The organism is Maribacter sp. (assembly GCF_049667165.1).
Classification (GTDB): Bacteria; Bacteroidota; Bacteroidia; order Flavobacteriales; family Flavobacteriaceae; genus Maribacter_A.
Window position 1 is genome coordinate 1 of the sequence record NZ_JBATHS010000199.1, and the last position, 19169, is coordinate 19169.

Genomic DNA, 19169 nt, shown 5'->3' on the forward strand with positions numbered 1-19169 from the left:
TGGGATCGCCATGGGCAAAAAGGGAACCGAAACTGCGAAAGAAGCCGCTTCGGTCATCTTATTAGACGATGATCTAGCGCGAATGATCGACGCCATTGCCATGGGAAGGCGTATCTATACCAACCTAAAAAAAGCGATCCAGTATATCATATCAATCCATATTCCCATAATATTGACGGTATTTTTTCCTTTGGTCCTAGGCTGGGCCTTCCCTAATATCTTTACCCCTGTACACATCATATTTTTAGAGCTGATCATGGGGCCCACCTGTAGTATCATCTATGAAAATGAGCCTATGGAGAAAAACACCATGCTCCAGAAACCACGTTCTTATTCGACGACTTTCTTCAACTGGACGGAATTGGCCACCAGCGTTATCCAAGGTTTGATGATTACCGTAGGAACCTTGGCCACGTATCAGTATGCCGTGGGTTCTGATTACAATGAGGCTACGACCCGAACCATGGTATTCGTAACCTTGATTACCGCCAATATTGTATTGACTCTTGTGAACCGTTCTTTCTATTATTCCATTTTGACCACACTAAAATATCGGAATAATCTCGTGCCGTTGATTATTTTTATTACGGTAGTCCTAACTGTAATGCTACTTTTTATCCCCCCATTGACCGATTTCTTTGATTTTTCCTCATTGGAGGCAGCACAAATTCTTATCAGCTCAGGTATAGGTTTTCTCTCGGTTATTTGGTATGAACTCATAAAATGGTACAAACGTAGTATTGGTGCCCAAGACATATAAATCATATATTTGATATCGTAAAACGAAGCATATGAACATTATATCATGGAACGTTAACGGTATACGGGCTGTCGTAAAAAAAGATTTTTTTGAGTCGATAGAAAAATTAAATCCCGATATCCTCTGTTTACAGGAAACCAAGGCGCAAGCCGATGAGACAGAAAAAGCCTTGTTACCCTTGCATGGTTTTTATGGCAAGTACAATTCGGCGGATAAAAAAGGGTATTCAGGGACTGCCTTATTGAGCAAGTCCGAACCCAAAGAAGTAACCCTTGATATGGGAATTGCAGAACACGATACCGAGGGTCGGATCCAATGCGCGGAATATAAGGACTTCTTTCTGGTGAATGTTTATGTCCCCAACTCAGGACAACAATTAGACCGTTTGGATTATCGTAAAAAATGGGATGCCGACTTTCTCACGTACCTTAAGAATCTAGAAAAGAAAAAACCGGTCATTGCCTGTGGTGATTTCAATGTGGCGCACAGGCCCATAGATTTAAAGAACGATAAATCAAATTACAACAAAACAGCTGGCTACACACAAGTGGAAATCGATGGTATGGATCATTTTATCGGTTCAGGTTTTGTGGATGCCTTTAGGCAGCTATACCCCGATGAGGTGGCCTACACCTATTGGAGTTATCGGTTTAAGGCTCGGGAACGCAATACAGGTTGGCGAATCGACTATTTTTTAATCAGTGAATCCCTTGTGGGCAAATTACAAGCAGTCAGGATTTATTCAGACGTTTTCGGTTCGGACCACTGCCCTATCGGACTTGAAATCGACCTCTGAACAATTGCTATTATTGGTTCCTATTAAAGTTTTTTGACGTACCCAAAAACCATTTTTTTGAATTCCCGAAAATCGTTTTCAAAAAGCACCATGCTTTCGCCCAATCTTTTATGTTCTTCCCTATAGTCCCCATCAGCAATGCCCTTTTCGCTTTTTTCCAAACGGGACAATAATTTTTCATGATCCTTGATATCTTCCGTTAGATAATCGAATAGGTTTTCATGGATCTTGTCAAGATAATTCAACATTTTGCCATATTCCGATTCCTTTGTTTCCCTATTTCCTAGAATATGGGCAAAGAACTTGGTCTCGTCTTTCCAAAAGGCAATGGTATCTAACCATTCACGACTTTCTTGGTGCAATACATCAAGGCCAGCACCTAATAAGAATTTTGTTTTAGGATTTGATATCAAAGTATAGGTAGTAGAATATTTTGTAGTCGCACCTTTCATGGGATTATTCTTTAGGTTACAAAAATGCAAATATGGGCTTAGCCCTAAAATGATTTGCATCAGCTAAGGAATCCAATTGTCCAAAAAAGCATGTTAAAATTTATCCCAATGATGCATATCATTTTAAATTTTAGTGAATTCATCTACTTTACCCTGCATTTTTATGTTGTCCTGAACAACGTAGGAATTAATTAGGGTGTTGCACATTAACCTAAAAAAATATCTTTCAAAATACTAAAGATCATGGCATTGGTCAATACAACATACAAAGACAAGGTGTTCTTCCCGAGGTCGGGGATCACCAAGGGAGATCTCATCCAATATTATGAAAGCATAGCAGACCACATGCTACCATACCTTGAAGACCGCCCGTTGACGATGCACCGTTTTCCCAATGGAATTGCCGAAAAGGGATTCTTCCAAAAGAATGCATCGGACTATTTTCCAGATTGGATAAACATGGCCAAGGTGAAAAAGAAAGAAGGTTGGGTACACCATGTCATTTGTAACGACAAAGAGACTTTGGTTTATTTGGTACGCCAAGGCACCATAACTTTTCATGTGACCCTGAGCAAAATAGACAAATTGCACTACCCTGACAAATTGATTTTTGACCTTGACCCTTCTGACCACAATTTTAAGTCGGTTCGTACAGGAGCCCAAATACTCCGGAATCTGTTGGTTGAGGAATTAGGCCTTTCCGCATATACCATGCTCACGGGTTCTGAAGGTCTTCATTTGGTAGTTCCCCTTATGGGTATTGAGAATTTCGATGAGGTACGGGGCTTTGCCAAAAAGGCGGTCACCTATTTGGCGGAAAAATATCCTGAAGATTTTACCATTGCTTTTAGAAAAGACAAGCGCAAAGGACGATTGTTCCTGGATTACTTGCGTAATTCATATGCACAGACCGCAGTTTGCCCCTACTCAGTACGGGCCCTGGAACAGGCTCCGGTAGCCATGCCCATTGCTTGGGAGGAACTCGAGATGTGCAAGCATTCCCAGGCTTTTAATATACACACGGCTGGTCGTGGGTTAGCCCAAAATCAAGATCCCTGGAAAGACTTCGCGAAAAATGCTAAAATTTTGAGTGACGCCAAGAAAAGGATGGAACGAATGATCGAGGTGCGAATGTAGAAAGCGCTTATGTGTTCATCATCAGGATACTTTCAATTTAGCCGTCCCCTTTTTCAATGATTTATCGGTAATAGTAGCGGTTCTACCAAGGATGAGATACTGTCCTTCTGCCAACTTTTCTATAGCATCCGAGGTCTCTTTCCTATTGAGGCCCAATCCCCTTAAAATACCAAAAAGGCCTTCGGGCAACGCACCCAATTTTTTTCCATTTATATCTTGTATAAACATGGCCGTATAGGGGCCGGCGATAAAAACGGTGCCGATATCCTCACTATGGAACAATCCGAATTCTGTCATTGGTCCCAATAATCTTTTCCAATAATTCTCAAGCTCCAATTTCAAGCCTATGGATTCCACATCATCTAGATTTCGTTGCCCTAGTTTGAACATGATGGTCAAATGGGAATCCGAGACATTCTTAGCCAAAAATTCAACCCATCTTTCAACATATAATAATTGGGCCATAGTTTCAAAGAAAACATGTGGCTTTTCTTCTTTTATAGATTTAGCTTCCATATATAGATTATTCGGTAAACACTTTTGCAAAGGAGAAAGTCCTCCTTGCTAAAACACGAAATTAATTCCGAACAATAACCTTGACAATGATATACGTCAATTTGTTCATGAAGTCAATGGTTTTTGGGTAAAGATGTACGAGCAGCTTAACATTTTTACTTAGCTTCGAGGGGATACCACATGATAAATGTCATTTCAATAAGGGTATTCCTGTGTTAATTTTAAATTTAATCCAAGAAATGCCTATGATACAGCATATATCATAACAGGCCCATAGACAAGTTCTGTAAGTAACCAACATAAAACGGGTCGTTCTATCACTTCTAAATTTTTTTATTTGGTCCTTTTCCTTTAAATCCACCAAAAAAGAAAAGCAAGTCGGTATAGAATAATGAACTGGGAACATATAAGTTGCATAGATAGAGAGGTAAACGACCATGCTCGTCATCCCTAGTTTATGAAAGATAAATAAGAATCATGAAAGACAACCCAAGCGATAGCGTCCTTTTTAAAAACATTTTTGATGCTTCACATGAAGGCATTCTTGTGGTTGATAAAAAGGGGACAATCATTAAGGCCAATATCGCTGGTGAATCCATGTTCGGATATGACCAAGGGGAACTATCGGGTAAAAAAGTAGAGGATTTGATCCCAAAAAAATTACGGAGAAAACATGTTCAGCACAGAGTGGCGTTTTGCGAAAGTCCCCATTCACGTCGAATGGGCCGGGAATCGGACTTATGGGGTTTAAAAAAAGACGGTCTTAAATTTCCATTGCGAGTAAGTCTTAGTCCTTCAGTTTATGAGAATGAAACCGTTACCATCGCGTATATAGGGGATACTTTACATTCAAGAATGGTGGAAAAGGAATTAAGAGCCAAGGAAGCAAAGAACAAAGCGCTTTTAGATGCCTTACCCGATATGATGGTGATTCAAAACTATGCCGGGGATATTATCGATTTCTATGCACCCGAACAAGTTGTTGTACCTATTCCAAGAGCAGAACTCATAGGAAGGAATATCAAGGAAATTGTTCCTTCCGAAATGTCTAAAAAGATATTTGTAGCCCACAATGAAGCTATAAAAACAAAAAAAATCCAGATTCGGGAATATTCCCTAACCCTAAATCAGAAAAAAATTGAGCTGGAATCAAGAACAGTGCTTCTGAACAACCATAACTTATTGACCATAGTTCGTGATATCACGGATAAAAAAAGAGCAGAGCAAGAACTGAAGGAAAGTGAAGCTAAAAATAGTGCGATCATAAACGCGCTCCCAGACACCATTATTGTACATGACAAAAAAGGGAACTTCCTGGATATTCAGACGTCGAAACTTGCGTCACTAATATTTGATAGAGAAATGGCCATAGGAAAGAATGTCAAGGATATTTTCCCTAAAGAACTGAGCACAAAAATCGTCAACGTATTGTCAAAAGCACATGAGACCAAATCGCTTCAAATTTTAGAAGCACCTATACCCGGACGGGATGGAATAATAGACTGCGAGGGAAGAATCGTACCTTTTGAAGAAAATAAATTGCTTGTAGTGTTGCGCGATATTACCCAGACTAAGGCTTTTCGGGATATACTATATGTCCGTAACAGCGCTTTGGAAGCAGCAGGAAACGGAATAATTATTGTGGATGCAAAGCTTCCAGATAACCCTATTATCTATTGCAACGATGCTTTTTCTCAAATAACAGGGTTTAGCGAAAATGAAGTCTTAGGAAGAAACTGCCGTTTTTTACAGAAGAACGATCGTGATCAAAAGGAACTACGCATAATAAGAAAAGCCGTTAAAGAAGGTCGCCCATGCCACGAGGTAATACGCAATTACAAAAAAGACGGCACCTTGTTTTGGAACGAACTTACCATTACCCCGGTTTACGACGACCAAGGGGAACTGACCCACTTCATCGGTGTGCAAAACAATGTTACCAAACGTATTGAAGAAGCGTTGATCAAAGATCAGATGCGCCAAATCCTCGAAATGATCGCGACACATAAACCCCTTAAAAAAATCTGTGAAACTATTGTTGCCGTTGTAGAGGGTCATTTATCAAACTCCGTTGTCTCTATCTTTAAGTTGGATCCAAAAAAGAAAACGCTTCATAAAGTCGCTGCGCCCCATCTTCCCAAAGGGTTCTGCGATATCATTGAAGGTATCCCCCTAGGGCCTGATATGGCCGCATGCGGTGCTGCTGCCTATTTAAAAAAAGAAATGATCTTTACCGATTTAACGACCAATCCGCTATGGATCGACTATCGGGAAGCAGCACTTAAATACGGGCTTAATTCGGGTTGGTCCTATCCTATTTTTTCTTCCAACAAAAAAGTATTGGGCACTTTTGGCATTTATGGTAAGGAGCCAAAAAAACCTTCAAAAGCAGACAAGGATATCATAGATGGAATCATTCAGCTGATCAGTATCGCGTTGGAAGAACACCATGTTCGCGAACAGTTGAACAAGAGCCATTGGCTTTTGGAAGACTACGCGCGGGAACTGGAAAAAACCGTAAACGAACGTACCAACGAACTAAAGGCCACGGTTCAAAAAATGATCGAGGCGAACCTTAACCTTGAGGACCAAATCAAAGAAACCAAAGATGCCGAAAACAGGGCCTTGGAAAGCCAGGCCATGTTTACGGCTATTGCAAAAAATTTTCCAAAAGGGATCATTATCGTATTCAATGCCGATTTTGAAATTGTCTATATCGATGGGGGCGAAATGTACCGCATGGGTTTGGATAAAAGCCTATTTGAAGGTAAGTGCATCGACGATATTGACATATATTCCAAACAGCGAATCTTTAGAATCAAAGAAGATATAAAAAAGACCATGGGTGGAGAGTCCTTATCTTTCGAGACCCGGTTCAGGAACAAATACTTCACGGTAAATACTTCTCCATTAAGAAGTGGGAACGATGAGATTCAATGGACCCTTTTTGTCTATAATAATATCTCCAAACAAAAACAGGCAGAAACTGAAATTCGTAAAGCTTTGATACGCGAACAAGAACTCAACGAGTTGAAATCGCGTTTTATCGCAATGGCCTCGCATGAGTTCAGGACCCCATTGAGTGCCATTCATTCCTCAGCCATTCTTATTGAAAAACAAAATGATGCTGGCATGGAGGCCAAACGTGAGAAATATGTTAATCAGATCAAGCAAAATGTAAGGGGGTTGGTAGTTATCTTAAACGATTTCCTTTCCTTAAGTAAATTGGAGGAAGGTCAGGTTCGTCCGAATCGTGAAAATATTGAATTGGTAGCCTTCACCAAGAGGGTGGTCTCCGAAATGGAACCCAATCGCAAAAGAGGTCAACGAATTAAGGTAACTTCAAATAAAAAAAGTGTCAATGCCTATTTAGACCCCAAACTCATGCAACATATTTTGACCAACCTTCTAAGCAATGCCATTAAATACTCCGATAACGACCAAGAGATTTTGGTGACCCTTGAACTTGATAATCAATCGACCTCGATCAGGGTGAAAGACCAAGGAATAGGCATCCCGAAGATCGAACAGGACAAACTCTTTCAAAGATTCTTCCGTGCAGATAACAGTACAAACATACAAGGAACAGGACTGGGCCTTAATATCGTTAAACAGTATACCGAACTTATGGGTGGCACGGTTGGTTTGGAAAGTGATGAGGATAAGGGATCAACATTTTGGGTAACCTTCCCAAGAATCCAACAGCCCCAGGTTTCCATAGCGGAGGCTGATTAGGGGTTCTGACGTATTGAATACTAATAGAACGTGATATTATATGGAGAAAAGCATGGCATACCTACTGAGGCAAAAGGGTCAACCATGAGCATGCCCATTTTTAGGACCGATGTACCTGCGAACTAAAGTTTCAGGCAATAATCTACCTTAAGGATTGAAGGCAGAGAACCAGTACCGAATAGTTTTTGTAATCGAAATGATACCAAAAAACAATGAAAAAAATACTATTGATCGAGGATAACAAGGATGTACGTGAGAACACAGCGGATATTTTGGAACTTCATGATTATGAGGTAATCACCGCCGAAAATGGATTGATCGGGATCGGAAAGGCAAAGCGTCATCTACCCGACTTGATTCTTTGTGATATCATGATGCCGGTAAAGGATGGGTATGATGTACTGGAGGAACTAAGTCATACAAAAGAAACCCTCGGAATACCTTTTATATTCCTAACGGCCAAATCGGAACGAACCGATTTTCGAAAAGGGATGAACCTGGGAGCCGATGATTATTTGACCAAACCCTTTGAGGAACACGAATTGCTTGAAGCCATTGAAACCCGGGTACGGAAAAACGATTTTCTGCGAAAGGAGTTTTCAAGGAACATTGAGGGCATCAACGAATTTTTTCTTGAAGCCCACAATTACCTGAACCTAGAACAAATCGAAAAGGAATATCGTCCAAAATCGTACGAAAAAAAAGATTTCATTTTTAGGGAGGGTGATGGTGCCCATACGTTGTTCTTTATCGAAAGAGGCACGGCAAAGACCTACCGATCAACCGAATCTGGCAAGGAATTCGTAACGGGCATACATAAGGCAGGCGATTTTATCGGGCAGCTTTCCCTTTTGAACCCAAAAGGCATCTATCTAGAAACAGCCATGGCTATAGATGCTACCGAAGTATACGCTATTCCCAAATCTGATTTCATACACCTGATCAACGATAATAGGGACGTCTCCCATAAATTTATGGACATCATTTCGAACGACCTGATCCAAGTTCAGGACCAATTGGTAAATATGGCCTATGCCACCGTGCGACAGCGGGTGGCCCAAGCCCTTTTGAGCCTACATAAAAAGGGAATCATAAAAGATTCATACTACGAAGGTCTTGATATTCCCAGGGAAGATTTTGCAGGCATGATCGGCACGGCAACAGAGACCGCCATTAGAACCCTTTCAGAATTTCGGGAAGAAGGACTGATTACCATGGGACATGCACGAAGAATCATTATATTGAACAAAGACGAATTACAAAATATTGCAGAGAATCAATGATAGCAACGGATTATTATTTGAAGACATGCCTCATAATAAAACACTTTTAGCCAAAATTAAAGTAAAAGAAAATGCCCATTTACCAAACCTATAAGCATGGACGCATTGTACGGTTTTGGCAAAAGGGCATTCTTAGATGCAACGGATGTTAGGCGATTTCAACCTTTTTAGCTGGTTTTTTCTTGACCTCTTCTTTCTTTACAAGATCAAAACGCAATATTCCATCTTTGTACTTGGCTTTTATTTCTTCTTCCTTAACGCTTTCTGGCAATTGTAATGAACGTTCAAAAGCATTATAACTGAATTCACGACGTGTATAATCATCCTCTTTTTCCTCTTCTGATATCGTTTTTTCAGCGGATATATTCAAACAGCCATCTTCAATGGTAATCTCAAAATCTTTTTTGGCGAAGCCAGGGGCCGCAAGCTCTATTTCGAATTTATCATCGGTTTCCTTGATGTTCAATGCAGGTTCTGTGGTTTTGCCATTCCAAAACGTATCGGGAAGCATATTTCTGACACAAGATCGATTGTCGAAAAAATCATCCATATCGAAGAAATCCTGTGTAACAAGATTTCCGAAAGGTCTTTTTCTGAATTTTACTAGTGACATAACATTGTATTTTAGGTTAAACAATCCTTTAAATTTGCCCCTAAAGTAAGAGGATATATAGACCCTCAAAATGATCCAAGTCAGTCCCTTATTTTTTATTGTTTTTTTTATGGTTTTCAGATTTGTTTCCCAAACCTATTCTTGACCTTTGGCTTATAGGTTCCTCGATGAGGATTTAGCTAGTCAACAAGATGAAAGAAAGTGACTATTGGCACTAAAGTATCCTGTCCTGATCCTGGAAAGGAAGAACCCAAACACTAACAAATACCATGAATAAAAATAAATACTCAAATACATATAGTTTTAACCCAATATCACTTAATATGAAGAAAGGATACAATAGCGTTTGTTTGGGATAAATTTTGCAGATATTTACACGTAAAAAATTGTAATTGTTGTTAGTAATACATGTTATAAACACCAACTTTATAATATTTAGGTTTATTAGACGGACCTATTTAAATCAATACACTCGAAAACAAAAAACATCCTCTTAATTACGGTTGCCCTAATTTTCCAACAACTTTTGATTGCATAAAAAGAACCAAATAATGTTTTCCTTTTGCGGATGACATGACTTCTACCGCTGTAAACGCATTGGGCAATACGGAGGTAAAGACCCCAAATGTTGACCGTTTGGTTGATACCGTAACCACAGGAGAAATAAAGTATGCCTTTACGCAGTTTCAATGTTCTGAGTTAAGGTAACCTATGATGCAAAGGACACAAGATTGCGGATATTAAAAGTTTTCGGTGATGCCTTGGACAAGTATAGCCATTTATCAAATCATTTAAATATACCAATGCAGTTCCGTAAAAAGTTACTTGTAGAAATTGTTATAAAGGGCCATGAATGGAACGCCCCAAAGCTAATTATGAGCAACAACCCAGTGCCCTATATTACGGCCCTTTGATGGGACGTACATGAATAGCCCTGTGCCTATCCGTTTTTACACAGTAAACTTGTAAAATGAAATGTCTTTTCTATTTTTTAGTATAAAACCAGTAACTGATCCCGGCAGAGAAATAGAACACGTTTTCCAGATCTTCCGTGATGACGGTATCTGCCGTGGTAATGGTCGCACTACTTTGTGGGAAGGCCAAAACCGGGGTAAACGAAAAAATAAACTGCTTATGATAATAGTGTAACGGAAGGCTCAGTTCAATATTCAACAGATTGAATTTTGAGGCTTCCGCAATCTCCACCGAGGTAACCAACGTTGGCTCCGTACTCCCCGAACCCATACCTTGGCCTTTGCGGTTTCCCAAACGGCTGCTGCTGTAATATTCTTCATAAAAGTACTGGGATCCTGCATGTACGGCTATAGAAGGGGCTATCAAAAGCTTATGATCGGCCGCATAAAACGTACGATCGAGCATCGCACCTATAAAAAAATCGGCAGCACTTTCGGTATTGAAATAGCTACTGGCCGAGAGCGTCACCTCAAAAGCCTTAAAATCATAGGCAAGTAGGCCCGTAAGATCGGCAACCGTTTCCGATTGCACATTATAACTATCTTCATTAAAAAAATAAGCGGTACCCGAAATACCCCCACTTAACTTGTCGGAGCTGTACAGATACCCAGTGCTTATCAAAAATAGATCCACCCTGTTCTCCTCGGAACCGGTAAGATAGGATGCGGAGGCATCGGCAAAAAAGCCGGATCTATCATAATAGCCTATAGATGGGAAAATATAGGGGGCGGCTATTGAATCGCGTCGCCCCATAAATACGGCATCATTGATATAGCTCACGTCTGCTATGACGTACGATGGGGTATCACTTGACTTTTCCTTAACGGCTTTTTTAATGTTTTGTGCGATCAGTCCAACATAGAAAGCAGGTACCAATAGCGCAACCAGTAGTAATCGACTTTTCATGATCCTTAGTTTATTGGTGGAAGAAAAAGGGCCCTGCCCCTGACGCTTCGGTCAGGGCAAGACCCCTTATACCTTTATTAAACGCTCTTTTTACCTTTCCGTTTTGGAAGATTGGGTTTCATTACCCCAGTTTTTGTTTTTTTCATCATCTTCTTGTTGGCTCCCATATTCTTTTGAACCATCATTTTTTGATGTTGATAGGTGTTTTTAAAAACTTCGCCCTGCATATTCAAACATTCACCATCCTGTAATTGCAATTGCTTGCGATCCCTCGTTTGAAACGTACCATCCGGATTTACACTTCCACCATCTGCCAACTGAAGCTGTGACTGCAATCGGTTTTGCGATTGGTTTTGGATCTGGTACATTTCCCCATCGACCATCATGTATTGCATACGGTTCTGATTGCGTTCCTGTACTTGCTCTTGGGCCAAGCCTTTGTTCTCTTGGTTTACTTTGTAGCGATATTGGTATTCATTGCGATATTTGATACCGTCACCGTCCAAGCATTCGCCATTTTGCAATCGTAACTTTGCACCTTCCTTTGTTTGGTACGTGCCGTCTGGTTGTACCACCGTACCGTCTGCCAAGGTTTGTTTTTCCATCAAGCGTTGTTGGGCGCGATCCTGAAGTTGTAACATTTCGCCATCGACCATCACCAATTTGGTGCGATCCTGATCTTGGATCCTATCCTGATCCCTTTCCTGTGCGGTGAGCATGGTGGTTCCTAGAGCCACACATGCTGCCATTACTAGTATTTTTTTCATGGTATTATATAATTAGATTTAAAAAATTGTTTTAACGAAACAATTCGATTCCCAAACCGTTTCACATTTCTTTAGACCCCTCTTTTTTGCTTTAGTTTGAAATATTGGGTTGAAAATTTTAGCGTCCTACATTGGGATGTGGTATTTCTATTTTCAGGTTGAAGGAAGTACGTTTTTGTTTGAGACTATGGCCCCCCTTTTATAGGAAATGGTTTAGGGGCCTTTCCTGATTTTCGAAGTGGTTTTGTTGGAATTGCCGATGGAAGGCCCGGTGGTGTACTCCGGAACTTTTGTACATCAATCTAAAAAACCAGGTAGCGATAATTGTGCACAATCGGAAGGCAAACGAAAATCATTATGTAAAATGCTAATGCCAGGCTATTGGAAATCCTTAAAGATCCAGTATCTTTTTAGTGCCTTACCAAACTAATGATAAAAACCAAGGTCTAAGGTAAAAACCCGCACTCTTGAACACGGACACTGCGCTTATAGCAAGACTTAAAGATCCAAAGCAAAGAGATGAAGCTTTCAGCGATTTACTTGATGCCTATCAAGAGCGACTCTACTGGCATATTCGAAAAATCGTGATTACGCACGACAACGCCAATGATGTGCTACAAAACACATGTATTAGAATATATAAGGGCATACAGCACTTTAAGGAAAAAAGCGCTTTGCATACATGGATGTACCGAATCGCCTATAACGAATCGATTCGATTTTTGGAGCAACAAAAGATAAAGACTTCCTTTGATTTGGAGGATGACAATGCCGACTATCTGAACAAGTTAATAGCGGATGACTATTTTAATGGGGAAGAACTGCAATTGAAACTGCACACCATTATCTCCAACCTATCGGATAAACAACAGCAGGTGTTTCAAATGAAATATTTTGATGATTTAAGTTTCAGGGAAATATCGGAAATTCTCAACATAAGTGAAAACACCTTAAAATCAAGTTATTACAGTGCTGTTAAAACCATTGAGGAACAAATTACCGTCTTAACGTAACAAACTATTTAAAAAAATAAAGGTCTAACCAATACCATGAGTGAATTCAATAAAAATAAGAAGCATCGAGCAGGGCAATCCGGCAATCACTTTTTAAGGAAGGATAGCCTTAAAAAAAATCTTGCCCAGGAGCATAAGGAATATCTGGGATTGGATGTGCCGGATGACTATTTCTCTAAATCAAAGGAGACTATTTTAAAAAGTGTACAACTTAAAAAAGAACAAAAACGAACTGTATTTAGGCTTAAACCTTTTATTGCCTATCCCATTGCAGCGTCAATAGTACTGCTTGTTGCATTTACTTTTTGGTGGCAGACCACCAATAATAATGAAAACAACTTGGAAATGATAGATGTTGAAGTAGCCGTTATCCCAAATGAAATTGATCCTTCAGACGATTTTTTAGTAACATCCCTGCTCGTAGATGATGCCAACATAGATAAATTTGTAAATGAGTATATAACCAATGAAATTATTGTTGAAGCAGAACTTTCTGAACAACGGTTGGAAAACATATTTATTAATTCCCTTTTGATTGAAGATTCAGTGATAAATGGATATATAGATGAAAATTTAATCGAAAACATAGTGTTATAGTCCAAACGAACTATTTCAAAAAATTAGGTTCTAAGTACTAAACGCACAAAAAAATAAAAATTAGTAGTCATGAAAACAAAAGTAAAAACCCTCATTGCACTTATCGGTCTTGTAATGTTTTTTACCTCAGGTAGTTTTCTTTTTGCCCAAGAAACTGATTTTGAACCGATCATGAATCAGTTATCGCAAGAACAACAAGAAATGTTGCAAACCCAAAGACAATTGATGTTGCAAAATCGCGAACAACTTCGAGCTTCTTTAACTGATGAGCAGTTGGCCATTTTAAAAGACCAAACCCAAACAAAGGAACAGATGAGACTTCGCCTACGAGAATCTTTCTCTAAAGAGCAAAACGATTTGGTACAAAACCAGGAAAGGCAATTGCGCCAGGTAAGAAATCAATTCAGGGAATCCTTGACCCAAGAGCAAAGACACATGTTACAGGAACGTGTACAGCAAAACAGGCAATCACGAGATCAAGGCGAAATTAGAAACCAACATGGTTTTGGGGGTGATGGGGAACGACCTGGACGCAATGGTCCAGATAAGGGCTCTGGTGGCACAAATGGAAACGTAAATGGTGGAGGCTAAAATATGAATAAAGGATGAACATCCATCGCTATATAAACAACAAGGGCGTATTGGCAGTTTGGTTGCTACTGTTTACAGTGGCAACCACTCCTAATTTATATGCCCAAGAACCAGAACAAGGCGATGAGATCGATTTTCTGTTGGACGAACTTTTTTTTAATGACCAACAATTTCTAGATGATATTTTAAACTCTTTTGACAAATACGACTTTCTCTACACCAACGTTTCCTTAAATAGCCATACCTATTTTACCGGACGCGAATCTGCAGTTGACCAATTTAATATCGTACCTCAATTATCCTATTATAGTTCTTCGGGATTTAACATGAGTATTTCAGGGATTTTTTACGAATCCTTTGTGCCTCACTGGGACTATACCAATGTATCGGTTGGTTATTACAAAACTATTGGCAAAAAAAAACACGTTACCTTCAATACAGGGTATACCAGATACTTTTATGCCAATGATTGGGACACCTTTACCAATTCGTTGGACCTGACTCTTGGATTGAGGAATAAAAAACGAAACCTTGGTACAAAACTTACAGCTTCATACTTATTCGGTACAGACCAAGCCTTTCAACTTGTTTCACGAACCTATGTGAGTGCAACCCTTACCAAACAAAAGAATTTTGTCCTACGATTAAGACCGCAACTAAATTTTGTGATCGCACAACAAACCATTGCCTTGGAGCAGTTGAACACTCAAGGCAATGAACCGACCACCGAATTTATTTATGATGATATATTCGACTTATTGAATACACAATTGAACATTCCGCTAGCATTAGCCACCAAATCATGGGATTTTGAATTAGGTTATAACATTAACTTTCCCTCTCCAGTAGCATCGGAACCCAGTTTAAAAACCACTGGTTTTTTTAATTTTTCTGTGGGATATTTAATTGATTTGAATAAGAAATAACAGGTATTTGACATGGTAAAAACTATCTCTTATTTCTATTACCCCTGAAAAGAATTCATTGAAAAAATGTCAAGCCACAAGAGTTTTAGGGGGCTATAATTAAGTAGTAATTAAACCCACCTTTTAATATACTTCTATAGTGCGGATTCATGAACTTCCTTTTCCCATACCTATCCCTAAACTTTCGGAGAGTTCTCCGATACGTCATTTTTAAGAAAACTTATGGGTCGTTTAATTTTCGGCAAATAACTCAACTTACGACTAGATATACACAAAATACTATGAGTCAACTAATTCTTTTAAACAACGCATTGCTTTTGTGATCTTGAGCCGAATAAAAAATCTAATCGGCTCACTTAACTTGAATAAAGATGTGAAATTGAAAATTCCTTTCGGCCTAAGGTCGGAAGGAATTTATTTTGCGGTCTGGAGGGCATTGCTTCCCTTGCCTTGTCTCGGAAACGGTTCAAAGGGTAGCACGGCAATCAAATCGCTTTTTAGAACTTGATTGACTTTCTTATTTGGAATTTGGGTATTGGAATATGGCACTTCCCATGTCCGGGATTGTTTCCTCACGATGTTCGGAAACGGCCCAAATGGTGGCCCTGCAATACCAAGCACCCTTCACCAACTACGTTGGTGGGTGTCTTTCCCATTTCTTCGCCTTTGAAAGCAAGCTTTCAAGAGCTTCAAAATGAAAAAGCCCCTCACTTTCGTGAAGGGCTTCCTTTTGCGGTCTGGACGGGACTCGAACCCGCGACCCCCTGCGTGACAGGCAGGTATTCTAACCAACTGAACTACCAGACCAATATTTTATGAACTACTACGGTATTTTATTACTAAAACGGTAACCAATGCTGACGAAGCTTTGCTTGTCAGCATCCTGACATTCCTATGGAATCGTCAGGACTGAACTACCAGACCGTGCTTTGAGCGGTGCAAATATACATTGCTAAATGAAATCCGCAAACAATTTCTTGCAAAATATTCAGTAACATCAAAGGAATTTTTGCCGCTCTACCATAAAAGTATTCAACACTTTTGAAAAATCGCCACGAACATCGACCTCCACATACTTTATCTTGTATTGGGCGCATTTTAGTTTAAGCGACTCAAAATACTCCTTGACGGCTTTTTCATACCCCGGCTTTACCGTATCGGAAAACAGGTCTATATGTTCCCCGGTCTCAACATCCAAAAAACGTTTAGGGGCATTCCCAAAATCAAAATGCAGTTCCTTGTCCGCATCCAACAAATGAAATAAAACCACCTCATGTTTATTATATTTCAAATGCCGTAAAGCCTCGAATATCCTTTCGTCATCGGTTTCGGTTTGAAACATATCGGTAAACAGAAAAATAAGACTTCGTCTTTTCAGCTTTTCGGCTATCAAATGCAAATAGGTATACATCTGGGTCTTCTTTGCCGGTTGGGTATCCAAGCTGATCTCACTTAACTTTGACAGCAGCATTTGATGGTGTCTTTCGCTCCCCTTTTCTGGCGCATAGTAATTATAGGTATCAGAGAAAACACTCAAACCGACAGCATCGCGCTGTCTTTTTAGGATATTCATTATAGCGGCAATGGCCAAAACCCCAAACCCGATTTTATTCAGGTTATCCATTGTCGGCGCCTCAATTCGGGGGTAATACATAGAGGCCGAATTGTCTAAGACCATATGGCACCGTAGATTGGTTTCTTCCTCGTACCTTTTGGTGTATAATTTATCGGTTTTGGCGAACAGCTTCCAATCGATATGTTTGGTACTCTCCCCACTGTTATAGATTTGGTGTTCGGCGAATTCCGCAGAAAATCCATGAAACGGGCTCTTATGTATGCCACTGATGAAACCCTCGACCACCTGTTGTGCCAAAAGCTCCAAGTTCTGGAATAAGCTTGCCCTGTCTAATTCTGATCTAAGATCCATATCGGTGAATGTTCAACTAAGATAAAAAAAAGGCCCTGAAGTTACCATCAGAGCCTTTTTGTTTATTGAGAATTTTCTTTTACAATAGTGCATCAATAGCGTCGGTATAGACTTTCTTGGGAGAAACCCCTACTTGTCTATTTACGATTTCGCCATTTTTGAACACCAATACCGTTGGGATATTACGTACCCCATATTTTGCAGCGAATTCCTGATTCGTATCCACATCTACCTTGCCTACAATGGCTTTTCCATCATATTCTGCGCTTACCTCTTCGATGATAGGGCCTACCATTCTACAAGGACCACACCAAGCTGCCCAAAAATCCACTACTACTGGTTTATCACTTTTTAAAACTACCTCGTCAAAAGTAGCATCTGTTATTTCTAATGCCATGTTGTTTTATTTAATAATTATACAAATTTAGTCAAATATTTTACCTGAACCTTACGAACGCCACATTCGTTTTTCCTATAGCTGTATTGATGTAATTTATCATCAATTCAATTTATAATGCACTTCTTTCGCTTCCAGCAGATTTAATAATTCACTGGTAATCTGTACTTTTTGTTTTCTACTCGACAGATTCACCTTTATTTCCTCCTGCATTTCATACACCACAAAATTCAAGGGGTGGCTCCCTTTATGCGATACCAACGTATGTTTAAGATCATCAATACGCTCTTCCCTCAGCTCATCAATATTGAGTTTTATGGTCAACTTCTTGGCAAAGGTTTCCATTACATCCTGAAGCAACATAAAATGGTTGAACTGCATTCTGGGATCCCCTTTTTGGCCTGTTTCCCGGTTTACCCAACCTTCCCTTACGAAGATCTTCACATAAACAAATGAATTGAGCATCAGAAAATGACGGTACTTCAAATACTCTTCCCCAAAAATCCGGAATTCGAACGAATCGGTATAATCCTCAATGGTAAACAAGGCCCATCCCTTTCCATTCTTAGAGACGCGATGCTGCACATCGGATATAACCCCCGCGATGGAGAATTCACGGTTTACGAGCTCTTCCAAATTATGGGCATTCGAAACACTGGCATTGCAGAACGCATTGATTTCCGTCTTAAAATCATCCAACGGATGGCCTGAAATATAGATGCCCACTACCTCTTTTTCCCGCCGTAGTTTTTCCATTGTGCCCCACTCCTCACATGGGGGTACCTCTGGTTCCGGTATCTGTACTTCACTGGTATCCCCGAAAAGGCTTACTTGGGAGGAATTCTCATTTTCCTGATATTTTGAACCATACTTGATCACTTTTTCCAAAAAGGTCACCCCATCGCCTTCTTGATGAAAATACTGGGCCCTGTGGGTAGTTCCGAAAGAATCAAAACCACCGGCCACGGCCAAACTTTCGAAGGCCTTTTTGTTGGAAGCCCGTAAATCGATGCGTTTTGCCAAATCAAAGACCGACTTGAATGGTCCATCCTCCTTTCTGTTGGCAACAATCGTCTCTACCGCTGCGCGCCCCACACCTTTTATGGCTCCCATTCCAAAACGAACGGCCCCATCTTTGTTTACGGCGAACTTATAATACGATTCATTGACATCGGGTCCGAGTACATCCAAGCCCATACGCTTACATTCTTCCATGAAGAAGGTGACCTGCTTAATGTCGTTCATGTTGTTCGAAAGCACCGCTGCCATATATTCTGCCGGGTAATGTGCCTTTAAATAAGCCGTTTGGTAGGCGATATAGGCATAGCAAGTTGAATGGCTCTTATTGAAGGCATAGGCCGCAAAGGCTTCCCAATCCTTCCATATCTTTTCAAGTACCTCCCGGGCATGTCCGTTCTTCTCCCCTCCATCCAAGAATTGGGGTTTTAATTTTTGCAGCAGGGCAAAAATCTTTTTCCCCATGGCCTTACGCAACACATCGGCATCGCCCTTAGAGAAATTGGCCAGCTTTTGGGACAACAGCATCACCTGCTCTTGGTACACGGTAATGCCATAGGTCTCTTTTAGGTACTCCTCCATATCGTCAAGATCATAGGTGATCTCTTCACGCCCATGCTTACGTGCAATAAAACTGGGAATGTACTCCATGGGTCCTGGACGATACAGGGCATTCATGGCAATAAGATCCTCGAATACCGTTGGTTTCAGTTCCTTTAAATGCTTTTGCATCCCAGCGGATTCGTACTGGAAGATTCCTA

General features: G+C 40.2%; 18 protein-coding genes and 1 tRNA gene. 10 read left to right on the plus strand and 9 right to left on the minus strand.

The features are described 5' to 3' along the window. Both WBM98_RS10040 and WBM98_RS10045 read left to right on the plus strand, forming a co-directional pair. Positions 1–760: cation transporting ATPase C-terminal domain-containing protein (locus WBM98_RS10040; RefSeq protein ID WP_424365888.1), on the plus strand; the 760-nt coding region annotated here is incomplete at its 5' end. A 31-nt stretch (positions 761–791) separates the two neighbouring features. After that, positions 792–1556 (plus strand): exodeoxyribonuclease III, encoded by a 765-nt coding sequence (locus WBM98_RS10045; protein WP_424365889.1) that lies wholly within the window; start codon positions 792–794, stop codon positions 1554–1556. A gap of 23 nt (positions 1557–1579) precedes the next feature. On the opposite strand, the gene WBM98_RS10050 is transcribed toward WBM98_RS10045, so the two are convergent. Further along, the gene (locus WBM98_RS10050) at positions 1580–2008 is read right to left on the minus strand and encodes a hypothetical protein (RefSeq protein WP_424365890.1); all 429 of its coding nucleotides are present in this window, start codon (positions 2006–2008) and stop codon (positions 1580–1582) included. 243 nt (positions 2009–2251) lie between these two features. Here WBM98_RS10050 and ligD point away from each other — a divergent pair, with 243 nt between their 5' ends. Further along, complete coding sequence (gene ligD / locus WBM98_RS10055) at positions 2252–3145, plus strand: non-homologous end-joining DNA ligase (protein WP_424365891.1); 894 nt, start codon at positions 2252–2254, stop codon at positions 3143–3145. A gap of 21 nt (positions 3146–3166) precedes the next feature. On the opposite strand, the gene WBM98_RS10060 is transcribed toward ligD, so the two are convergent. Beyond that, the gene (locus WBM98_RS10060) at positions 3167–3661 is read right to left on the minus strand and encodes a hypothetical protein (protein ID WP_424365892.1); all 495 of its coding nucleotides are present in this window, start codon (positions 3659–3661) and stop codon (positions 3167–3169) included. Between the two features lie 477 nt (positions 3662–4138). On the opposite strand from WBM98_RS10060, the gene WBM98_RS10065 reads away from it, so the two are divergent. Together WBM98_RS10065 and WBM98_RS10070 are read left to right on the plus strand one after the other, a co-directional pair. Further along, positions 4139–7396 carry a PAS domain S-box protein gene (locus tag WBM98_RS10065; RefSeq protein ID WP_424365894.1) on the plus strand — a complete coding sequence of 1086 codons (3258 nt, stop codon included), beginning with the start codon at positions 4139–4141 and terminating at the stop codon, positions 7394–7396. Positions 7397–7608: 212 nt separating this feature from the next. Then, the gene (locus WBM98_RS10070) at positions 7609–8679 is read left to right on the plus strand and encodes a response regulator (protein WP_424365895.1); all 1071 of its coding nucleotides are present in this window, start codon (positions 7609–7611) and stop codon (positions 8677–8679) included. Positions 8680–8827: 148 nt separating this feature from the next. Here the strand turns inward: WBM98_RS10070 and WBM98_RS10075 are convergent, their stop codons facing one another. Beyond that, complete coding sequence (locus WBM98_RS10075) at positions 8828–9292, minus strand: Hsp20/alpha crystallin family protein (RefSeq protein ID WP_424365896.1); 465 nt, start codon at positions 9290–9292, stop codon at positions 8828–8830. Between the two features lie 573 nt (positions 9293–9865). Here WBM98_RS10075 and WBM98_RS10080 point away from each other — a divergent pair. Then, positions 9866–10000, plus strand: a complete 135-nt coding sequence (locus tag WBM98_RS10080; protein WP_424365897.1) for a hypothetical protein — start codon at positions 9866–9868, stop codon at positions 9998–10000. A gap of 276 nt (positions 10001–10276) precedes the next feature. Here WBM98_RS10080 and WBM98_RS10085 read toward each other — a convergent pair whose 3' ends face one another. Next, a complete protein-coding gene (locus tag WBM98_RS10085) occupies positions 10277–11173 on the minus strand; it encodes a hypothetical protein (protein WP_424365898.1) in 897 nt (298 codons plus the stop codon). Between the two features lie 77 nt (positions 11174–11250). Then, entirely contained in the window at positions 11251–11940 is a 690-nt protein-coding gene (locus WBM98_RS10090; RefSeq protein ID WP_424365899.1) for a DUF6799 domain-containing protein, read from the minus strand. Between the two features lie 467 nt (positions 11941–12407). Here WBM98_RS10090 and WBM98_RS10095 point away from each other — a divergent pair, with 467 nt between their 5' ends. The 4 genes from WBM98_RS10095 to WBM98_RS10110 all read left to right on the plus strand — a co-directional run bounded on the left by WBM98_RS10095 (position 12408) and on the right by WBM98_RS10110 (position 15067). Beyond that, positions 12408–12953, plus strand: coding sequence for an RNA polymerase sigma factor (locus tag WBM98_RS10095; protein ID WP_424365900.1), 546 nt, complete (start codon positions 12408–12410; stop codon positions 12951–12953). Positions 12954–12989: 36 nt separating this feature from the next. Further along, entirely contained in the window at positions 12990–13550 is a 561-nt protein-coding gene (locus WBM98_RS10100; protein WP_424365901.1) for a hypothetical protein, read from the plus strand. 69 nt (positions 13551–13619) lie between these two features. Next, entirely contained in the window at positions 13620–14141 is a 522-nt protein-coding gene (locus WBM98_RS10105) for a hypothetical protein (protein WP_424365902.1), read from the plus strand. Between the two features lie 14 nt (positions 14142–14155). After that, entirely contained in the window at positions 14156–15067 is a 912-nt protein-coding gene (locus WBM98_RS10110; RefSeq protein ID WP_424365903.1) for a hypothetical protein, read from the plus strand. A gap of 733 nt (positions 15068–15800) precedes the next feature. Here WBM98_RS10110 and WBM98_RS10115 read toward each other — a convergent pair. The 4 genes from WBM98_RS10115 to dnaE all read right to left on the minus strand — a co-directional run. Then, positions 15801–15874: transfer RNA gene (locus WBM98_RS10115), tRNA-Asp, on the minus strand. A gap of 190 nt (positions 15875–16064) precedes the next feature. Continuing rightward, positions 16065–16994: a DUF58 domain-containing protein gene (locus tag WBM98_RS10120; RefSeq protein ID WP_424365904.1), complete on the minus strand. Its 930-nt coding sequence runs from the start codon at positions 16992–16994 to the stop codon at positions 16065–16067. 79 nt (positions 16995–17073) lie between these two features. Continuing rightward, positions 17074–17391, minus strand: coding sequence for a thioredoxin (trxA, locus tag WBM98_RS10125; RefSeq protein WP_424365905.1), 318 nt, complete (start codon positions 17389–17391; stop codon positions 17074–17076). Positions 17392–17493: 102 nt separating this feature from the next. Further along, a partial coding sequence (dnaE, locus tag WBM98_RS10130) for a DNA polymerase III subunit alpha (protein WP_424365906.1) occupies positions 17494–19169 on the minus strand: 1676 nt, incomplete at its 5' end.

Bases quoted from the DNA above. Each gene is read 5' to 3' on its own strand.
- WBM98_RS10070 (WP_424365895.1), top strand. From the start codon at position 7,609: ATGAAAAAAATACTATTGATCGAGGATAACAAGGATGTACGTGAGAAC.
- WBM98_RS10120 (WP_424365904.1), bottom strand. From the start codon at position 16,994: ATGGATCTTAGATCAGAATTAGACAGGGCAAGCTTATTCCAGAACTTG.
- WBM98_RS10085 (WP_424365898.1), bottom strand. From the start codon at position 11,173: ATGAAAAGTCGATTACTACTGGTTGCGCTATTGGTACCTGCTTTCTAT.
- WBM98_RS10065 (WP_424365894.1), top strand. From the start codon at position 4,139: ATGAAAGACAACCCAAGCGATAGCGTCCTTTTTAAAAACATTTTTGAT.
- WBM98_RS10080 (WP_424365897.1), top strand. From the start codon at position 9,866: ATGACTTCTACCGCTGTAAACGCATTGGGCAATACGGAGGTAAAGACC.
- WBM98_RS10045 (WP_424365889.1), top strand. From the start codon at position 792: ATGAACATTATATCATGGAACGTTAACGGTATACGGGCTGTCGTAAAA.
- trxA (WP_424365905.1), bottom strand. From the start codon at position 17,391: ATGGCATTAGAAATAACAGATGCTACTTTTGACGAGGTAGTTTTAAAA.
- WBM98_RS10090 (WP_424365899.1), bottom strand. From the start codon at position 11,940: ATGAAAAAAATACTAGTAATGGCAGCATGTGTGGCTCTAGGAACCACC.
- WBM98_RS10105 (WP_424365902.1), top strand. From the start codon at position 13,620: ATGAAAACAAAAGTAAAAACCCTCATTGCACTTATCGGTCTTGTAATG.
- WBM98_RS10050 (WP_424365890.1), bottom strand. From the start codon at position 2,008: ATGAAAGGTGCGACTACAAAATATTCTACTACCTATACTTTGATATCA.
- ligD (WP_424365891.1), top strand. From the start codon at position 2,252: ATGGCATTGGTCAATACAACATACAAAGACAAGGTGTTCTTCCCGAGG.
- WBM98_RS10110 (WP_424365903.1), top strand. From the start codon at position 14,156: ATGAACATCCATCGCTATATAAACAACAAGGGCGTATTGGCAGTTTGG.
- WBM98_RS10060 (WP_424365892.1), bottom strand. From the start codon at position 3,661: ATGGAAGCTAAATCTATAAAAGAAGAAAAGCCACATGTTTTCTTTGAA.
- WBM98_RS10100 (WP_424365901.1), top strand. From the start codon at position 12,990: ATGAGTGAATTCAATAAAAATAAGAAGCATCGAGCAGGGCAATCCGGC.
- WBM98_RS10075 (WP_424365896.1), bottom strand. From the start codon at position 9,292: ATGTCACTAGTAAAATTCAGAAAAAGACCTTTCGGAAATCTTGTTACA.